Here is a 16,700-nt window from a genome sequence, read left to right as displayed (position 1 = left end):
GCGTTTCTGGATTGTTTGGTGTTTGATCTCCTTTCATTGTCTGAGGATGGTTTCGGCCCTGGCCCCAATGGCTCATCCCGGCAGGCCTGCCGTCCGCAAGGCTTCAACGACACGCGTGCGATCCTCACCACGCCGAAACGAATTTATTAGTTGTGTGCGGTCGAGGCGAAAGTCTGGGTATTCGCCAAGCAACGACTGTGCCTCTGTCTTTGCTTCCTCAACCTGATCGGATCCTACCAAGTTGAGTATCCGGTAAAGTCTTGTGATTGTCTGCCCGCCCTCGCTGCTTGCCAGGATCTTGAGTGCGTCGTCACTGCGATCGTGTAGGAAATAGGCAAGCGATAAGTAATTTTTGAAGACATCAGGCGCATACTGATTTGTTGCAAATGCACGTTCAAGATGGACCAAGGCCTGTTCCGGCTCACCATTCCACAATCGCGCAAGGCCAAGTGCGATCATCATGTCGCTATGATATGGGTTTAACTCGTAGGCCCGTTCGGCATGGGCCACGCCTTTTGCGTAATCGCTTTCGAAATAGCGCAGGCGGCTCATAAGCCGGTGAATGTGAGCAGAACGCGGATAGCGGCGCATTAGATCGATCATTTCGTTGAGGGTGAACTCGAGTGCATCTGCTCGCGTTGACGGCCAGCCGCCGGCCAGTTCTATGGCATATGTCCAGCAAAGGCAGAGCTTGGGCCAAAGCCCCTTGGGATCTGATTGCAATACGTTCTCGAAGTGGCCTCTGGCGACTTCGTTGTCTTTGGGATTGACCCGGTGAAGGAGCTGAAGACCGCGCACAACCTGCTCATGAAGCGAGAGCTCGGAATCCGGTTTCTCGGCAATCGCCTTCGCCTGCTCCTCACCGACCGCATCGCTCATTGTGGATGCGACCAACGCGGTGATGTCATCCTGAAGCTCAAAGACATCATCAAGGCTGCGGTCGAGTGTGTCGGACCAAACCCGTTGACCATTGGAGACTTTCACAAGCTGCACACTTATGCGTGCCTTTTGAACCGCAACCTGTACCATGCCTTCTAGCGCGAATTCGGCTCCAAGCCGACGACCGGCTTCGAGAGCTCCGGAGTTTGCGATGGCCTGCTTCGCACTACTGGGATCTATGAGTTCGAACTCCTCAAAATGGGCAAGCGCCGAGCCCAGGGTTTCAGTCAGCCCTGAGGCCAGGCTTTCTGCGTCAATGCTGGCACCCTGGTGTCGAAACGGTGAAAGGAGAACGGTGGGAGGCTTCCAGGTCGAATTTGAATCGTTGCGTCGTGCTGCCATTTGCAGTTCATCGGGGAAAGAGCGTACACCGGATGTCAGGCGATACACACGCACCGGTTCAGCTATATTTTTTAGGTGCTTGGCACCAAGATCCTCAAACTGTGCCTCAACTTTTCCTTTCGATTGACGCCATGCATCCTCGGAAAGACAAATTCCACCCGGTTCCGCAAGTGCCTCCAGGCGGGCAGCGACGTTGATCCCTTCACCAAACAAGTCATCATCCTCGACAATTACGTCACCCAAGTTGATGCCTATGCGAAACACCAGCGGGCCTTCCATTTGGTCCTGCCATTCAATCGCGCATTGCACGGCTGAAACAACGCTCGGAAATTCAACGAGATATCCATCTCCCATCTTCTTGACGATGCTTCCGAGATAATTGGCGACGGTGGGTTGGATCAGCTTTCTCTCGCAATCTTTCAGATGAGCAAGCGTACCTGCTTCGTCTTCGCCCATCATGTTCGAAAAGCCAACGACGTCAGCGGCAAAAATGGCGGCAAGTCGCCGCTTCGGTTTGCTGTTTTCCATGAACCTCAGATTAACCCAGGGTTAAGCTCAAGGCTATGTCTCAGGCGACAAGCGGACGCCACAATCTCAGCACCGTTGAAGCGTAACTTCTAAGCCAGCAAATATCGCATCGCTTTGAAGGCATGCTCGGGGCTCAATACAGCTGTTTTCTTCAACTCGTGTAAGCGGAATGCTGCGGCCCTAAGCTGCCGTTGGCCAACGGGTCAAGATGCTGCGGTAGCAGCCCGCATTCCTGCCATTCGCCGCGTGTGCAAAAACGGCATATGGTCGAACTCATAATCTGCGGACGAAGCTGCCGTGCACCTCAAACAGTCAGACGTCTGCTTTTGGTCGTGAACGTCTCAAGTGGCTTCGTTGCGACTTAGTTTTCGTCAGCTCATTATGAGCGACGCACCCTTTTCGGCGACCATCATCGTGGGTGCGTTGGTGTTTCCGCTTGGCATTGTTGGGAATACGGATGCATCAACCACGCGTAGATTTTCGATTCCGCGCACCTTCAAGTCTGGGCCTACAACTGCAGTCTGATCGATGCCCATTCGGCAGGTTGAAGTTTGGTGCCAGGTGGTGCTGGCTTCAGCACGTGTTGCGGCGATGATGGCATCCCGATCTGATCCGGGTCCGGCAACCGCATCCCTAACGCTCTCGAAAACCGGATGCTCGGCTAATCGTTGGTTGAATCGGATGAACTCGACATGGGTGTCGACATCGAGTGGGTCTGAAAAATAGTTGGGATCGACCAAAGGGCGATCAAATGGGCTGGCCGACGCGAGCCGAACGCTACCTTTCGAGAGAGTCCTGCAAATGTAACCACCAAACCGAACACTGGGCGGCGTTCCCATCGCTCGATCCATATGGGTGTTCGAGACAAAACAGACAGACTGCGCGCTTGGATATTCGTCGCTGTCTCGCAACTTAACAAAGGCTCCGGCATCAACGCCTGTCGTGGCGAGCGGGCCCGTCCCCGTAGCCTCAAACTCGCGCAAACTCGCCGCCTCGTTTGGGATAGGAAAGCCAAATTTCTCTGGTTCGCGTAACGTGAACAATACTCGCGGCCCGCCGAAATGATCCAGCAAATTTTGGCCGACGCCCTCAAGATCGCTCAGGCATTGAATGCCATGCTCTTCCAGATGCTTCGCGGGACCGACGCCCGACAGCATCAACAATTGCGGTGTGCCAATTGTTCCCATCGAAAGAATGACTTCGCCCGCCGACACAACCGTGGCCTCGCGCCCTTTCGAGTAAGTCACGCCTGTGGCGCGATTGCTTTCAAACGTCACGCCTGTCAGCAAGGCCCCAGTGACAACCATTAGGTTGGGACGATCCGTGACCGGGTCCAAAAAACCATCGGCTGCGCTGATGCGCCGCCCGTTTTTAGTTGTGAACTGGTAGAAGAAACATCCTTCCTGCGTTTTGCCGTTGTAGTCTGGGTTGCGTGGAACACCGACATCTTCGTAGGCTTCAAAGCACATCTCTTGAAGCGGGTGCATATTGCGCGGCATCTCAATGGAAATGTCACCGTCTATGCCATGAAAGTCATCGTCGAAAATGCTGCTGGCCTCCGATCTTTTCATGAACGGCAGCACGTCGTCATAGGACCAACCTGTATTTCCGAGTTGAGCCCAATGGTCGTAGTCGCCGCGATTGCCGCGCACATACATACCCCAATTTATGCCGCTTGATCCGCCAAGACCCTTGCCTCGATTTAGCAAGATGCGCCTGTTGTCGAAATGTTCTTGGGGTTCTGAACGAAACGCCCAATCCAGCGGTGTGTCCCACTGATCCACGGACGCGCCATACGCTTCCAGGAGCGGACCTTTCATTTCTTGCCCAGCCTCAAGCAAGAGAACTCTGTTGGCGGGATCGGAGGAAAGTCTGTTGGCCAGAATGCACCCTGCGGTGCCCGCGCCACAAATCACAAAATCAAAGGCCACCATATGAATTCCGCCACGCATTCAAACAATCCCAGTTGAACGTAGCAAATCAACTACGACGTGGATAGAAGGCGGCACTACCGCGCACTACAACCCGTTGCCAACCCCTGTGCGCCAAACGGTCTCCTTGTAAAACCCGACATTTGTAAACGATGCGGCATCAGTCAAATTGGGCTCTCCTGACCCCTTCGCCGCGCGATCCAGGAGTGGCTGGTTCGGGAAACATCACCGTTCGCTGCGCCACTTTCGAGCAAGCAAACTGCGGACAAAGCAAACCTTGAGGGCCTCAGGTCGAACGTCGGCTTCCACATATTTTGGGTGCGACCTTTCTACGGTGCATTTAGGAAAACTTGTGGTCCGTTTCCAGCAAACATCCAATTCCGGGCGATACGTGATTTTTTCTTCTATTTTCCAATAAGAATTGCGTGTTCCCGTTCTATAACTTTTTCCCAATCGCCTTGCGTTTTCAGACCAGTCGAAGAGTCTCCCATTAGCGAAGTGACCATTAGTCTTCCACGCGCTTTAGCTTCTTCCTTCGAAAAACCGGCCTGTTCAAACATCCAGGCAGCAAATTGGAACCGTTTGCCGATGGTTCTTTGATACGATTCTTTCACCTTCTCATCGGTATTCGCCCAGACTGAAACAGCGTGATCCGGCAAGGCGGCGTCCTCTTCAATGACCTTTTTCATAAGAAGAAGGATACGGTCTTCAGGGGGGCCGCCAAATTTTTTGGCCTTTGTAATCACGTTGTCAGTCAGTTCCTGCTCCCAATATCTGAGAACCTCATCCAAAAGCTCACGGACGTTCTTGAAATGCCAGTAAAAGCTACCGCTTGTCAGGTTCAGCCGCTTTGCCATTGGCACGACCTTTATCGCGGAAACGCCGCCCTCGTTCAGGACTTTGTAGGCCAGCAATATCCAGTCTTCTTTGGTCGTGGCGTTTTTGAGTGAGGCTCGGGTGACAGTTTCTGACATTCAGATTACAGCATTCTTTGTTTGACATAGAGCAGTCTATGGTCGTACCGTAGAGAAGTCTATGGTTAACTGGGAGTTCACGACAACGTGCTCTCCGAAACGCCATGCAGAAAAGGGGGGATCAATGAAAAGCATTATGAATTCCACGACTGGCGCACTATTGGCTTTGGGTTTGTCGTTGGCTGGCACCGCTTTAGCGCAAAACGCGCTGCCGACTGGTCGAACTGCTTCTGCAATTGAAAACGGTGTTTATCCCGCGTCATACTTTCCCAACACTGAAATCCTTGGCGCGGATGAGATGCGTATCACGGCATTGGGTACGGGGATGCCAAACCAAACCAAAGCGGCCGTTTCTATTTCGTTTTATGTGGAACTTGGGAATGGGGACGTCTTTCTGTTTGACATAGGAACGGGCGCAACGGGAAACCTGTTCTCGCTGCGACCGGACTTCGCAAAGATCGACAAGGTCTTCTTTAGCCATTTGCATGTTGATCACGTTGGAGACTTCATGGGCCTCCACGTCGGAGGTTGGCTTTCGGGCAGATATACACCGCTCCGCATCTTCGGCCCGTCCGGATCAGAAGATGAACTGGGCACCAAAGCCTATGTTGATGGCATGTCCAAAGCTTACGCCTGGGACTTGGCCACGCGAACGGGCGCGCTGCCGGACGATGGAGCAAAGCTTGATGTCACCGAATTCGACTACATGCAGGAAAACGAAATTGTCTATCAGGAGAACGATGTCACGATCCGGTCCTGGCCTGCGATCCACAGCCTTGATGGTTCCGTGAGCTACTCACTGGAATGGAATGGGCTGAAGTACGTCTTTGGTGGCGATACTTACCCAAACAAATGGTATGTCGAATATGCCAAAGGGGCGGACATAGCGTCTCACGAGGCTTTTCTGCCACCTGCGGCGCTGGCCCCGTATTTTGGCTGGGATATGAAACAGGCCACCTATGTTGCCACGCGCATTCACACCGAACCCGCAGCCTTTGGCAAAGTGATGTCCGCCGTCGAGCCGCGCATGGCGCTGGGGTATCACTCGGTTCTTTCGCCAGAAAACTATCAGGCAATCCTGGAAGGTGTCCGTTCGACTTACGATGGGCCCCTGACACTGGCACGAGATCTACAGGTGATAAACGTAACCAAGGATCAGATCGTTGTTCGGGAAGCGAGCGTCGATGACTATGTGTTGCCGCCTGCGGTAAGCGATGAGTATATCAATGCCCCGCGTTCAAAAGAAAAAGAACCGTCCGACAAAGTCAACGCGGGTAAATGGGAGGGTTACACGCCACCGCCGATGCCGGATAATTAACGTTCAGGGGTGAACAAAATTCCGATTTGGCAGTATCTGTACCGACTATTACTGATGCTGAGCCTGATGGCCTCAGGTGCACAGGCCGTTTCGGCGGATGTCGTTCTGACTAACGGATCAGAAGTCGCCCCCAATATTGCTGTCCTTCATGTCAAAGATGATGGGGTTTACGTCGACCTTGAGATTTATGTCGAGGATATTCCGTTGTTTGCGGATAATTTGCCAATAGGATGGTCATCAGATTTCGTCGGGGGTGAGCCGGAAACTGAACAAGAGTCCAATCAAGGTTTTGCCCAAGCCGAAAGTCGGGCGCTATCGATTGTTGGAAGGGACAAACAGGCCCTGCACGCTGAAATCAGAAAGTTAGAATACCGAACGCGCATCGACCGGGCCTCGCCGCTTGCAGGTCAACGCGATCCATTCTCGGGTCAAATTGTTCCCAGCCCGCCAAAAGATCCGCGTATTCTGTTCGTCGAAGTGTTCTTTCCGTTTCAAAACTCTGTTCCCAAGGAGCTGACTATAGTGCCTCCATCGCGGGATGGCGAACCACTGGTGACTATCGGGATGCAGGTTTTTGACCGCGAGGTTCCGGTCACGGATTTCAGCTTCTTGTCAAAGCCAGCAGAGTTAAAGATTCACTGGCCTGATCCGTGGGATAGCCGCTTTTCTGCTGAAAGCCTGAATCGAAAAGCTCAGGACGGTACATCCACCTTTCTTTACATCGAACCTCGTGAAGTTCGGCATGAGACGCTGATCCGCTTGCGTGCACTGGCACCTTGGATTGGTGAAACTATCGAAGTCGGTCAAACACTTTCGCCACAGCGTAGCGCCTTGATCGTACACCAGGCGGCGTCCTTCCTGGCTTCTCGTAACCCGGTGTCAATTGATGGCAAATTAGTGCAACCGTCGAACGCTACAGCAAAACTCCTGGAGCTGACATCGCAGGGTTTTCAGGTTGTCGAGCCTGGAAGGCAAGTGTCCGTGAACAATGCGTTTATCGGAGCTATCCTGTCTTTCTCATCGGCAGAACTTCCCGATCAGGTGACAGTCACATGGGATATGTTTGACGAAGAAATTTCCCGCGTTGCGACCATTTCAAACGATATCGCCGGGCCATTCTTTGGAGCTGTGACACCGGCGGACCCTCAGTTTCACTGGCAGAACCACTTACTCCAATACGAAAAAGCATCTGTCACTCAGATTCCAGTTGAGCAGCAGACACGGCAGAACCCGGCAATCGCTTTGATCTTCGGAGTTTTCAGTGCCGTCTCACTTGGTTTCTTCCTGATGTGCAGGGGTAAAGTTGCAAAGCGCGCCAGTTGCGTAACCATGATTGCCGCTGCTTCGGCAACCGTCGTATGCTCGGGATATTTGCCGGATTTACCTTGGAAAAAGCTTGAGCCCCCGGAGCAGCAGGTTGCGGAAGATATACTGCGCTCGATGGTCGAAAACTTGAACACGGTGACCCTGGAAACTTCGCCGATAGCAAGAAAGTCAGAGCTGGCACACATTGTAACGGCAGCGTCTCTGGGCGACATCGCAACCGAGGTAGAACGTGGCCTCGCGATCCGTACGCCAGGAGGCAGTCTTGCTACAATTACCGATATCAGCGACCTGAAATTAGAGCGTGTTGATCGGACCCTCAAACCGGGTGGATTTAGAGCTCTGGCAAAATGGACGGTGAAAGCTGAAGGCGGTCATTGGGGGCACGCTCACATACGCGCCGTTACGTTCCGGGCGCTGGCCGAGATCATACCGGAGTCCGGATTATGGAAGCTGGATGGGTTAACTGTGATCGAGGCTCGTGATCCAAATGCATAAGTGTTTCAGAAAAAAGAACTTTGCTTTCGTCGCTCTGTTTGTCAGCTTGTTCTTGTCACTGACGCTATCTGCCTCGGCGCATTTTTTGCTGAATCTCAACGTTCGAATTTCGCACGTAGAGCATAGTGAGGAGGGTTTGCGTGTCTACATGCGTACACCCATGCCCTATCTGGTTGCAGATAAAGTCGGTGAGCTGGACGATGACGCTCTGCCAGATGCTGCGCCTTTCACGACCAACGCAATGAGTAACGGTCAGTTGGTCCATTTTGTCGACTTGCAGGCTATCATGAGCGACCCGAACGGTTTGGGGCAATTCGCCGAAGGTGGATTGCATCTGCTGGTCGACAACCACCGCTTAAGAGGAACAGTTGAGGCCGTTCGCTTGCATCGCGTTGGAAATGAGCCCGGATTTGCAACTTTGGCCGAGGCTCAACAGGCAGTAGACACCGAAACGGCCTTAACGCCACCGCTTTATGTCGGTGACACGATTGTTGATCTTGTTCTGTACTACGACACTGACGGCCCGGTCCAATCGTACAGCATTGCCAACGTGCTGGACCCCGGCTTGCCGGATCAGGACCAAACGGCGAACCTCATTCTCGATTACGCGTCTGACACACCGCAGATTTTCCGGTCTCGGGGTCTGATGTCCGACCCTGTGGAGATCCAGCAAGAAGGATACGGAGGATTCCTGAGTTTTGTCTGGGAAGGCATACGGCATATCCTCGAAGGGTTGGATCATGTTCTTTTTGTTGTGTGTTTGGTCATTGGAGCGCAGACACTCAGGGCGCTATTGCTGCGTGCAACCGGTTTTACCGTTGGGCATAGCGTAACGCTGTCGCTGGGGTTTTTCGGGTTTGTACCATCTGGCGCGTGGTTTGTTCCTGCCGTCGAAACCGGAATCGCGCTTTCTATCATATTTGCAGCCGTCGCAGCGTTTATGAGTTTTAAGGACAGCGCGCGCTCTGAGGTCACGATGGTGCTTCTGACGACACTGATTGGCCTCTTGCACGGGCTTGGGTTTAGCTTTGTGTTGCACAAGATTTTGCAGGTTACATCCCCAAACATCTGGCAAAGCCTGCTTGCATTCAATCTTGGCGTCGAGCTTGGCCAGGTCGCCATTATTCTTGCGCTCTGGCCTGCCTTAATAATGTGTCGGCGCATGAACTCCAGTTTGTGGATGTCCCTACGAGTGGGCTTAGCCGGTGGATGTGCGGCTATCGCCTGCTATTGGACCTTTCAGCGAGTTGCCGAGGTTTATTCCACGCTGGCTTAAGATCATTGCGATGGCGCGTGCCATGATGGGTGCCTGGGAGAAAAGCGGACATTCGGCTGTTCCGCAGCATAAGACAGATTGGGCTCTCCTGACCCCTTCGCCGCGCGATCCAGGAGTGGCTGGTTCGGGAAACATCACCGTTCGCTGCGCCACTTTCGAGCAAGCAAACTGCGGGACAAATCTGCCGTTCGTTGAATGTCTGCTTCCGGTTAGTTTTGGTTGTCAACCGATCCAGCCAAAGGCGTATCCGGCCCCGAGCGATCCCAGAACCGCAAGCAACAAATAGAGCATGAACGGCTTCAGTTTCAGAACTGGCGCGATGGCCATCGCGCCCCAGATGCTAACGACGCCGCCCGAGACTAAGAAGGCCATCGCCGCGCCTTCGGACATTCCGTTGTCAATCAAACCACGCGTGAGCGGAAGCGCGGCATAAGGTGCTGTCAGACGAATTCGAACCAGTCTCAGTTTGCCGCCGAAACCGTGAACTTAGGCGGAACAAAGCTGACGCCACTCGGAGAGAGCGGCGCTTCGGTTAAGTTTGAAATTGTCTCGTGAGTAAAGGTGGCGTTCCTGATTGAAGTGGTTGTGGACCGAAGAATGGACAGTTGCGAATTTCTGCAAACATCGCATCTGTCGGAAGCGCAACATTGCCTTTTCCCGTCGTCGAAACGGCAGGTGAGAATTCTCGGCACGATTGTTCAGCCAGCGGCCAGTTTCCTGTTTGGTTACGTTACCTATGTCCTTCATCGCAGCGCCGTAGGATCGGAGTTTGTCCGTAACGATTACTTCAGGTTGGCCATAGCGCTTCATTGATTTCCTGAGGAATTTCAACGCAGCTTTGCGGTCCCGGCGCTTAGTAACATAGCTTTCCAGTATCTCGCCTTCGTGGTCCACAGCCCGCCACAAGTAGTGCGTCTCGCCGTTGATCTTCACGAAAACCTCGTCCAGATGCCAACGCCAGTTCGAATAAGATCGCATCCGACTGATCCTGTTTCTACGGATCTCTGCTGCGAACATTGGACCAAATCTATTCCACCAGAACCGAACCGTTTCATGGCTGATTTCGATGCCGCGCTCATGCAGGAGATCTTCAACGTTGCGAAGAGACAGAGGAAATCGAACGTACATCATTACCGCCAGGCGGATGATCTCAGGGCTGGTTTTGAAGTAGCGAAAAGGGTTGGGTTTTGTCATCCGACAACGCTAGGTGACCGCCCTGCCCGCCTCAAGCCGATTTGCTCTGACAATGCCATCACAACTGTTGCTGCATGTTTGGCGATGTCCACTGCTGTACTTGCGGACGACTATGACCTGTACGGCGAAGTGGAGGGCTGGAAAGTGTTCGCGGACAACACCGACAATACATGCCTGATTGAACGTGTGGGCGCAGACGGTGTTGTTGTGCAAATGGGGGTTTCCGAGGCCGATAACTCAATGATGTATGTCGGCGTTTTCATCAAGGCTGAGACAGACTTGAAGAACAACCGGAAGCTTGATCTGAAGCTGAACCTGGATGGTGATCTGTACACTGGTGAAGCCAAGACGAAAACAAAACGGATTACCGACGGCTATGAAGGCGGGTACGTGCTTGCAGACAATCCCAATTTCATCGAAGACCTCGCCAAAAAGTATACTATGGTTGTAACCCCTGAAGACAGGGAGCCATTCGAAGTCGATCTGAAGGGCACATACAACGCTATGTCTATGGCCAAAGAATGCGGAGAAAAGCTCCGCAGTTGATCATAGATCGTCTGGGCTCCAAGTCACCTCGTTTGGGGTCCAGATAATACGTTTCAGTAGATGGAACTCTGTTTCGGGAATTTTTGATTTTCTAAACTAATGCTTAGATGGAGATGGCTATGACCAAGACAATGAAAGCGGCGGTTGTGCGGAGTTTAGGTGCGCCGCTGACGATAGACGAAGTTCCAGTTCCGAAAGTTGGTCCGGGTCAGGTCTTGGTAAAAATCGAAGCGAGCGGCGTATGCCATACTGACCTCCATGCCGCTGAAGGGGACTGGCCTGTTAAACCCGAACCACCCTTTATCCCAGGTCATGAAGGTGTGGGATACGTAGCTGAGGTAGGAGCAGGTGTAACAACCGTCAAAGAGGGGGATCGCGTTGGTGTTCCTTGGCTTCACTCTGCGTGCGGTCACTGCAAACACTGCCTGACGAGCTGGGAAACGCTTTGCACAGAGCAACAAAATACTGGCTACAGTGTAAACGGTGGTTACGCCGAATATGTCCTGGCCGATCCAAATTACGTAGGCCATTTGCCAAACACCCTGGAGTTTGAACCAGCTGCTCCAATACTTTGCGCCGGGGTGACCGTGTACAAAGGTCTGAAGGAGACGGACACCAAGCCGGGTGATACAGTTGTTATTTCGGGCATTGGTGGATTAGGGCACCTGGCTGTTCAATATGCCAAGGCAATGGGTTTGCATGTCATCGCGGTGGACATCGCGCCTGACAAACTTGCGTTGGCGGAAAAGCTCGGGGCAGACGCAACAATCAATGCAGCCGAGATAGACCCCGCTGCTGAAGTTCAAAAACTTTGCGGTGGTGCAGAGGGCGCCTTGATAACCGCTGTTTCACCTAAAGCGTTTTCGCAAGGTATCGGGATGTTGGGGCGTCGGGGAACGATGTCTCTCGTAGGTCTGCCTCCGGGAACATTTGACTTGGATATCTTCGATACGGTTCTTTCGCGAAAAACGATACGCGGCTCCATCGTTGGAACGCGGCAAGACCTCGCTGAATGCTTGCAATTTGCAGGTGAAGGAAAAATTTCAGTGGAATACACAACCGAGCCACTTGAGAACATAAACTCCATTTTTGATCGAATGCGTTCCAACTCGATTGATGGCCGAATAGTCATGAAAATCTGAATTTAATCATTCAATTGCTGCTCCTGACTAGGATCGCTATATCCGCAACTTGGAGTGTTTATGATCAGCGATGAATGACTGGTTTGGGCTGCCACCAGTCTATCAAACTGACTTTAGAAAATGGTAAATCTGAACCCGGTACTACTGCTTCGGCGATTTCGCGAGAACGGCAGATACTGTGCCCCCTTGATCTGAATGCGCCCGTCAAAGAGGGCGGCGGTCCGGTCCAACAAGTAGCTGGAGACGTCGATCTCAAGCGGATCGTTTGATGCGCTAGAACCAGCTGTAGCAAATGCGGTGGATGCTGCCAGCCCGGCGGCACTGGACTGTAGAAACTGTCGACGGTTCATAAAAACACCATGGAAACTCCCCCGCCAGGTGTTTTGGCGGGGGTAAGGTCTTACTGACCGATGCTTGGATCCATGCTCCGATCAAACGGAAGTTCGTCCAAATGTTCGATGTATTCCAGCGGGTCGAAGGGCAGATCTTTCAAAACGATCTGAGGGTCCTGCTCACGCTTCAGCGCCTCGGAAGCATTGGCAATTCCAGTCCACGGGATGCCGTGCTTTTCGGGGCGATCCGGATACTTCTGCTTCCACAGGTTATGGCGCAGCACCATCCGGTTGAAGGGCCGCTTGAGGTGGATCAGGTTGGTCAGCATCGGCTGCACCTCGCGTGGGTCAGATGGCAGGAAGTAAAACGCCGCCGGAATACCGCTGGCTTCGCCCACCGGATCGGGCGAGATCATGTGGCGCTTGTAGTCGCCTTTTACAACCGCACCCAATGCGGGTCCGGCATAGGTAAAGGAGTAATCACGCCGCCCGTTGGTATCCCCGTTCAGAAGCAGCGCGGTCTGGTCAATGCCGTCGATCACGCGGTCAGTCGGGATATGGGCCATTGCACCGCCAAGACTGGCAAAGGTGGTGAACAGGTCGGTGATGTGGATCATGTCGCTGGGCAGCGACCCTGGTTCGATCACGCTGGGCCAGACTGCAAAGGCCGGTACACGCACGCCGCCTTCGAGGAAGTCACCCTTGCCACCGCGGAAGATGGTTTCGGCAAATCCGGTGCCTGGAGGCGGGTTGTGCGACATCGGGCCGTTGTCGGCCATGGCCACGATCAGGGTGTTTTCAGAGACACCCAGTTCCTCGAGCTTGGCGCGGATGTCAGCGATCAACGGGTCAACCGTGCATTGCAACCCGTTCTGTAGCAATGAGCGTGCGCGCGTGCATTTCGGACGGATCGGCAGAAAGCTAGACATCATTGGCCAGTTTGCCACATAGAATGGCTTGCCGGCTTCGACGTTGCGCTCCATAAACGCAAACATGCGTTTGAGGCCCTCGGCGTCAATCATCTCGTAGGTTTCGAGTGTATTGTCGCCCCATTGCAGTGTCTCACCGCCTGCGGTGCCCTCGGCCACCATCACCCAATCCTTGGTGATGAACGTATCGTCGAGCTTGTAGGGGTTTTCGACAAGCATGTCCTCAAAAAGGCCGATTGAGGCATTGCCCTGCTCGGCCTCGCGAGTATTCAGCGACAGGATCTGGTTGTAACCGGTGAACAGCGCTTCGTCGTAGCCCTGATTGTGAGGATAGCTTTCCTCGATGTCACCAAGGTGCCATTTGCCGTAGAAGGCGGTGGCATAGCCTGCATTGCCCAGCACTTCGCCCAGCGTGACCTCTTCGTCGGCTAGGCCATGGCTCTCTTGCAGCATTCCGATGTTGTACATGCCCGAACGCACCGCGAGCCGGCCGGTGGCCGCTGCCGCGCGGCTGGGAGTGCAACCAACCTCGGTATACATGTGGGTGAACATCATGCCTTCTTCGGCAAGGGCGTTGATGTTGGGTGTGTCCAGACCACGCACGGCCTGAATCGCCGGAATGCCGAGATCACCATAAGCAGTGTCATCCCACATGATGTGGATCAGGTTGGGTGGTGTGCCGTGCTTTTCGCGCAGTTCAGCAAGCTTCGCCCGAAGATCAACATCTTCCGCTCCCCATGCTTCGCCATTCTGCGCATGCAGAACATAATACTCGGCATCGTGAACGATCTCGTCTGCCATTGCACCTGTAAACCCGATGCAAACTACTGAAAAGACCGTCAGGAATGAGGAAACCCGTCCCATTTTAGCTCCTTGTTGGAAATCTAACTGTCAAGACTATCATCACTTTCGGGATTCAGGGCAACCCGGACGATAGGCAAGAGGAGCGTACAGGAAGACAAACCCGCTTCCATCTTGATCGAGCTGCGCTACTTACGGTGCAAAGTTCACTCTCTGCGTATAGCAGGCCTTGGTTCGCGCTGCAGCAACTGTCGCTTTGGGCTCGCTGCAGCCATTCACCGAATTTTGGTGACTGCCTGCTATGTAGCGGAAAGCAGTCCTTCATCGCTGGAAGTTCGAACTTTGGCTCTCAATGACCGCTTTCACCAGCACCGGAGGTTCGCTGCAGTCATAACGAGTGTCTCAGTTGCGGACAAAACAGCTATATGCAATCGAAGTGAAAGCAGGCTGTGTACCGCCACAAAATTGGTCAGTCGGCGGGCACTCTAATCCAGTTCGTTCACATACACCGCCCCATTGAGCATGACGAAATCAATCGTGTCGATTGGTTCCCATTCCTCTGGTGCGTCGAACCACTGATCAGTACCGCCAATTACGGTGATGTCCTCAAGCGGATTTCCATCCACCAGGATAAGATCAGCGTATGCTCCAGCCTCGATCACACCTAGCTTGCCATCCTGATATGGGTTCCTTGGTCCTGACATGGCGATCATTTCCCCAGCGGTCGAAGTCAACTGTTTCAACACTTCAAAATTGCTGTCAAATGTCTGTGTTCGCCACCAGATTTCATAGCGTCGCGCTCGTTCTGCATCGGCGAACTTGCCGACGTAGTCAGAGGCAAAGACGACTTTGACGCCGTTCTTGAGAAGGTTGCGCCCAAAATCAGCGTACTGTTTGCCGAGTTCTTCCACCATCGGGATTTTGTCTGCTGGCATAAGAGGGTTGCGTGCAAGGTCAGGCGATATACCCCACATTTGCGGAACCATATACCCGCCTTCCGCTGCGATACGCTGCATGGTCTCTTCGGAAATGAAGAACCCGTGTTCAAAAGTTTTGACGCCGCAATCAAGAAGTCGGTTAACGGCGCGGTCAGTGAAGGTATGTGCCGCGACGTATGTTCCCCAATCCGCCGCCGCGCCGGTAATTGCGCAGATTTCATTTTCGGTAAATTGCGTCGTGTCGATTGGGTCAAAGCGCGATGAGCCCCCGCCGCCGCCCATGATCTTGATCTGTGTGGCGCCGTTACGCAGGTTCAAGCGCGTGGCCTTCAGAGCCTCGGGAACTCCGTCTACGACATTACCAATACCCATGCGTTCAAAATTCGACAGGTCGCCGGCATCCTTAATCGAAAAACCTGCATCAGCGCGGTCACGGAAATCACCATGGCCAGAAGTCTGCGAGATAAAAGCGCCAGATGGATACAAGCGCGGGCCGACTACGCGACCTAAATTGATTGCTCTGGCCAAGCCAAAAGCAGGACCTCCCATGTCCCTCACGGTAGTGAACCCATCTCTGACAAAACGTTCAGAAACGATGACCGCGTTGTAGCTGATGTCAGTAATGTCGAGGTCGCGCTCTACTGGCCCGAAATCATCGTTGATCATGACATGAGCATGGCCATCTATCATACCCGGCATGAGAGTGCGGCCACCGCCATCGATTACAACAGCATCCGGTGCATCGATGGTTCCCTCTGAAATCTCACTGATTAGGCTGCCTTCGATAAGCACGCTTCCTGCTTTCAAGCCATCGTTAACGCCATCGAAGATGTTGATGTTTGTAATAAGCGTTTTCTCAGGCCGCTCTGCGTCGAAAATCATCGCAGGCAATTCGCCGGGCGCATATGCACTGGAAATGTCCGACTGCGCAGCGGCCTCCAATGCTGTTAGCGAAACGCTGGCTGCAAGAGCGACCAGAAAACCTGATTTTGAATTGGCCATGATAGTTTCCTCCCCCGACTTTCTTACGAGTAGCATGCGCCTGTTCGACCAAACAATAAATGATTACCATGTCAGGCGACGTGCTGCGCAAAAGAGGAAATCACCTGACGTGCGCTCCAAAGGGCAAAATCTCGTGGATGGACTACGGGTTCTACCGACCGCTTTGGGCTCGAAGCCGGCGGCAGTTACGATTCTTGCATACAACCAATTCAGACAGGTTAATGTCGGCCAGTCAAGCCAAGTAACTAAAGGGACAAGATCATCGCAGAAGTCGCAATGTCGCCTCTCGAAATTGAGATAGGGTGCGCCGCGCTGCGTCGCCGCAAGGAGGTTTCGCGCTCAACTTGACTGATACTGTAAGATGAGCGAACGACTGTTTTTCCGCGTTTGTGATTATTTGCGCGTCAAAATGAAAGACTGGGACTTCTGTCGCTAATGTAGACTAAGGAGGACTTCGATGTCGCGGCAGGTGAGCGGTTCCATAAGTTTGCGTTCTTCTCCGTTTAGCGATTTGCCATCAGAAATATGATCCTTCAGCAACCGAGAAATCTGGCTCGTCGACTGATAGTAGAGTTCGGGATTGGACCGGCTCAGGTCAGATAACAAGCGCCGCAGCAGCGCCTTTCGCCGCTCGGCATCGGTTTCTGATTTCTTGTCTTGAAGCATGATAGCTTTACCTGAGCATTC

At 53.2% G+C, this 16,700-nt stretch carries 13 protein-coding genes; 5 read left to right on the top strand and 8 right to left on the bottom strand.

Going from position 1 to position 16,700, the window contains the following annotated elements:
- Positions 1–72 precede the first annotated feature (72 nt).
- The 3 genes from D1823_RS02470 to D1823_RS02460 all read right to left on the bottom strand — a co-directional run bounded on the left by D1823_RS02470 (position 73) and on the right by D1823_RS02460 (position 4,714).
- Positions 73–1,809, bottom strand: coding sequence for an adenylate/guanylate cyclase domain-containing protein (locus D1823_RS02470; protein ID WP_117868463.1), 1,737 nt, complete (start codon positions 1,807–1,809; stop codon positions 73–75).
- 371 nt (positions 1,810–2,180) lie between these two features.
- Entirely contained in the window at positions 2,181–3,743 is a 1,563-nt protein-coding gene (locus tag D1823_RS02465) for a GMC family oxidoreductase (protein WP_254683823.1), read from the bottom strand.
- Between the two features lie 401 nt (positions 3,744–4,144).
- On the bottom strand, positions 4,145–4,714 hold the full coding sequence (locus D1823_RS02460) for a TetR/AcrR family transcriptional regulator (RefSeq protein ID WP_117868461.1): 570 nt from the start codon (positions 4,712–4,714) through the stop codon (positions 4,145–4,147).
- Between the two features lie 124 nt (positions 4,715–4,838).
- On the opposite strand from D1823_RS02460, the gene gntH reads away from it, so the two are divergent.
- The 3 genes from gntH to D1823_RS02445 all read left to right on the top strand — a co-directional run bounded on the left by gntH (position 4,839) and on the right by D1823_RS02445 (position 9,129).
- Positions 4,839–6,032 (top strand): guanitoxin biosynthesis MBL fold metallo-hydrolase GntH, encoded by a 1,194-nt coding sequence (gntH, locus tag D1823_RS02455; RefSeq protein WP_162896740.1) that lies wholly within the window; start codon positions 4,839–4,841, stop codon positions 6,030–6,032.
- Positions 6,033–6,086: 54 nt separating this feature from the next.
- Positions 6,087–7,853, top strand: coding sequence for a hypothetical protein (locus tag D1823_RS02450; RefSeq protein ID WP_117868459.1), 1,767 nt, complete (start codon positions 6,087–6,089; stop codon positions 7,851–7,853).
- 148 nt (positions 7,854–8,001) lie between these two features.
- The gene (locus D1823_RS02445) at positions 8,002–9,129 is read left to right on the top strand and encodes a HupE/UreJ family protein (RefSeq protein WP_162896739.1); all 1,128 of its coding nucleotides are present in this window, start codon (positions 8,002–8,004) and stop codon (positions 9,127–9,129) included.
- Positions 9,130–9,351: 222 nt separating this feature from the next.
- Here D1823_RS02445 and D1823_RS02440 read toward each other — a convergent pair whose 3' ends face one another.
- Together D1823_RS02440 and D1823_RS02435 are read right to left on the bottom strand one after the other, a co-directional pair.
- Positions 9,352–9,519, bottom strand: coding sequence for a hypothetical protein (locus D1823_RS02440; protein WP_254683777.1), 168 nt, complete (start codon positions 9,517–9,519; stop codon positions 9,352–9,354).
- A gap of 96 nt (positions 9,520–9,615) precedes the next feature.
- Positions 9,616–10,260, bottom strand: a complete 645-nt coding sequence (locus D1823_RS02435) for an IS6 family transposase (RefSeq protein WP_371415300.1) — start codon at positions 10,258–10,260, stop codon at positions 9,616–9,618.
- On the opposite strand from D1823_RS02435, the gene D1823_RS02430 reads away from it, so the two are divergent.
- Positions 10,183–10,869, top strand: coding sequence for a hypothetical protein (locus D1823_RS02430; RefSeq protein ID WP_254683844.1), 687 nt, complete (start codon positions 10,183–10,185; stop codon positions 10,867–10,869). The genes D1823_RS02435 and D1823_RS02430 overlap by 78 nt on opposite strands.
- Before the next feature lie 119 nt (positions 10,870–10,988).
- Entirely contained in the window at positions 10,989–12,011 is a 1,023-nt protein-coding gene (adhP, locus tag D1823_RS02425) for an alcohol dehydrogenase AdhP (RefSeq protein WP_117868455.1), read from the top strand.
- Between the two features lie 400 nt (positions 12,012–12,411).
- On the opposite strand, the gene D1823_RS02420 is transcribed toward adhP, so the two are convergent.
- The 3 genes from D1823_RS02420 to D1823_RS02410 form a co-directional block, all read right to left on the bottom strand.
- Positions 12,412–14,136 (bottom strand): sulfatase-like hydrolase/transferase, encoded by a 1,725-nt coding sequence (locus D1823_RS02420; protein WP_117868454.1) that lies wholly within the window; start codon positions 14,134–14,136, stop codon positions 12,412–12,414.
- A 422-nt stretch (positions 14,137–14,558) separates the two neighbouring features.
- Positions 14,559–15,893, bottom strand: coding sequence for an amidohydrolase family protein (locus D1823_RS02415; RefSeq protein WP_117872642.1), 1,335 nt, complete (start codon positions 15,891–15,893; stop codon positions 14,559–14,561).
- A gap of 552 nt (positions 15,894–16,445) precedes the next feature.
- Positions 16,446–16,679 carry a hypothetical protein gene (locus D1823_RS02410; protein ID WP_117868453.1) on the bottom strand — a complete coding sequence of 78 codons (234 nt, stop codon included), beginning with the start codon at positions 16,677–16,679 and terminating at the stop codon, positions 16,446–16,448.
- Positions 16,680–16,700 lie beyond the last annotated feature (21 nt).

It is taken from the genome of Ruegeria sp. AD91A (genome assembly GCF_003443535.1).
In the GTDB taxonomy this organism is placed as follows: domain Bacteria; phylum Pseudomonadota; class Alphaproteobacteria; order Rhodobacterales; family Rhodobacteraceae; genus Ruegeria.
This window is presented reverse-complemented; position numbering and strand designations above follow the sequence as displayed.

Excerpts from the sequence above, each read along its gene's own strand:
- D1823_RS02415 (WP_117872642.1), bottom strand. The coding sequence starts at position 15,893 with ATGATTTTCGACGCAGAGCGGCCTGAGAAAACGCTTATTACAAACATC.
- adhP (WP_117868455.1), top strand. The coding sequence starts at position 10,989 with ATGACCAAGACAATGAAAGCGGCGGTTGTGCGGAGTTTAGGTGCGCCG.
- D1823_RS02450 (WP_117868459.1), top strand. The coding sequence starts at position 6,087 with ATGCTGAGCCTGATGGCCTCAGGTGCACAGGCCGTTTCGGCGGATGTC.
- D1823_RS02410 (WP_117868453.1), bottom strand. The coding sequence starts at position 16,679 with ATGCTTCAAGACAAGAAATCAGAAACCGATGCCGAGCGGCGAAAGGCG.
- D1823_RS02420 (WP_117868454.1), bottom strand. The coding sequence starts at position 14,136 with ATGGGACGGGTTTCCTCATTCCTGACGGTCTTTTCAGTAGTTTGCATC.
- D1823_RS02465 (WP_254683823.1), bottom strand. The coding sequence starts at position 3,743 with ATGGTGGCCTTTGATTTTGTGATTTGTGGCGCGGGCACCGCAGGGTGC.
- D1823_RS02430 (WP_254683844.1), top strand. The coding sequence starts at position 10,183 with ATGGCTGATTTCGATGCCGCGCTCATGCAGGAGATCTTCAACGTTGCG.
- D1823_RS02440 (WP_254683777.1), bottom strand. The coding sequence starts at position 9,519 with ATGTCCGAAGGCGCGGCGATGGCCTTCTTAGTCTCGGGCGGCGTCGTT.
- D1823_RS02460 (WP_117868461.1), bottom strand. The coding sequence starts at position 4,714 with ATGTCAGAAACTGTCACCCGAGCCTCACTCAAAAACGCCACGACCAAA.
- D1823_RS02445 (WP_162896739.1), top strand. The coding sequence starts at position 8,002 with ATGCGTACACCCATGCCCTATCTGGTTGCAGATAAAGTCGGTGAGCTG.
- D1823_RS02435 (WP_371415300.1), bottom strand. The coding sequence starts at position 10,260 with ATGATGTACGTTCGATTTCCTCTGTCTCTTCGCAACGTTGAAGATCTC.
- gntH (WP_162896740.1), top strand. The coding sequence starts at position 4,839 with ATGAAAAGCATTATGAATTCCACGACTGGCGCACTATTGGCTTTGGGT.
- D1823_RS02470 (WP_117868463.1), bottom strand. The coding sequence starts at position 1,809 with ATGGAAAACAGCAAACCGAAGCGGCGACTTGCCGCCATTTTTGCCGCT.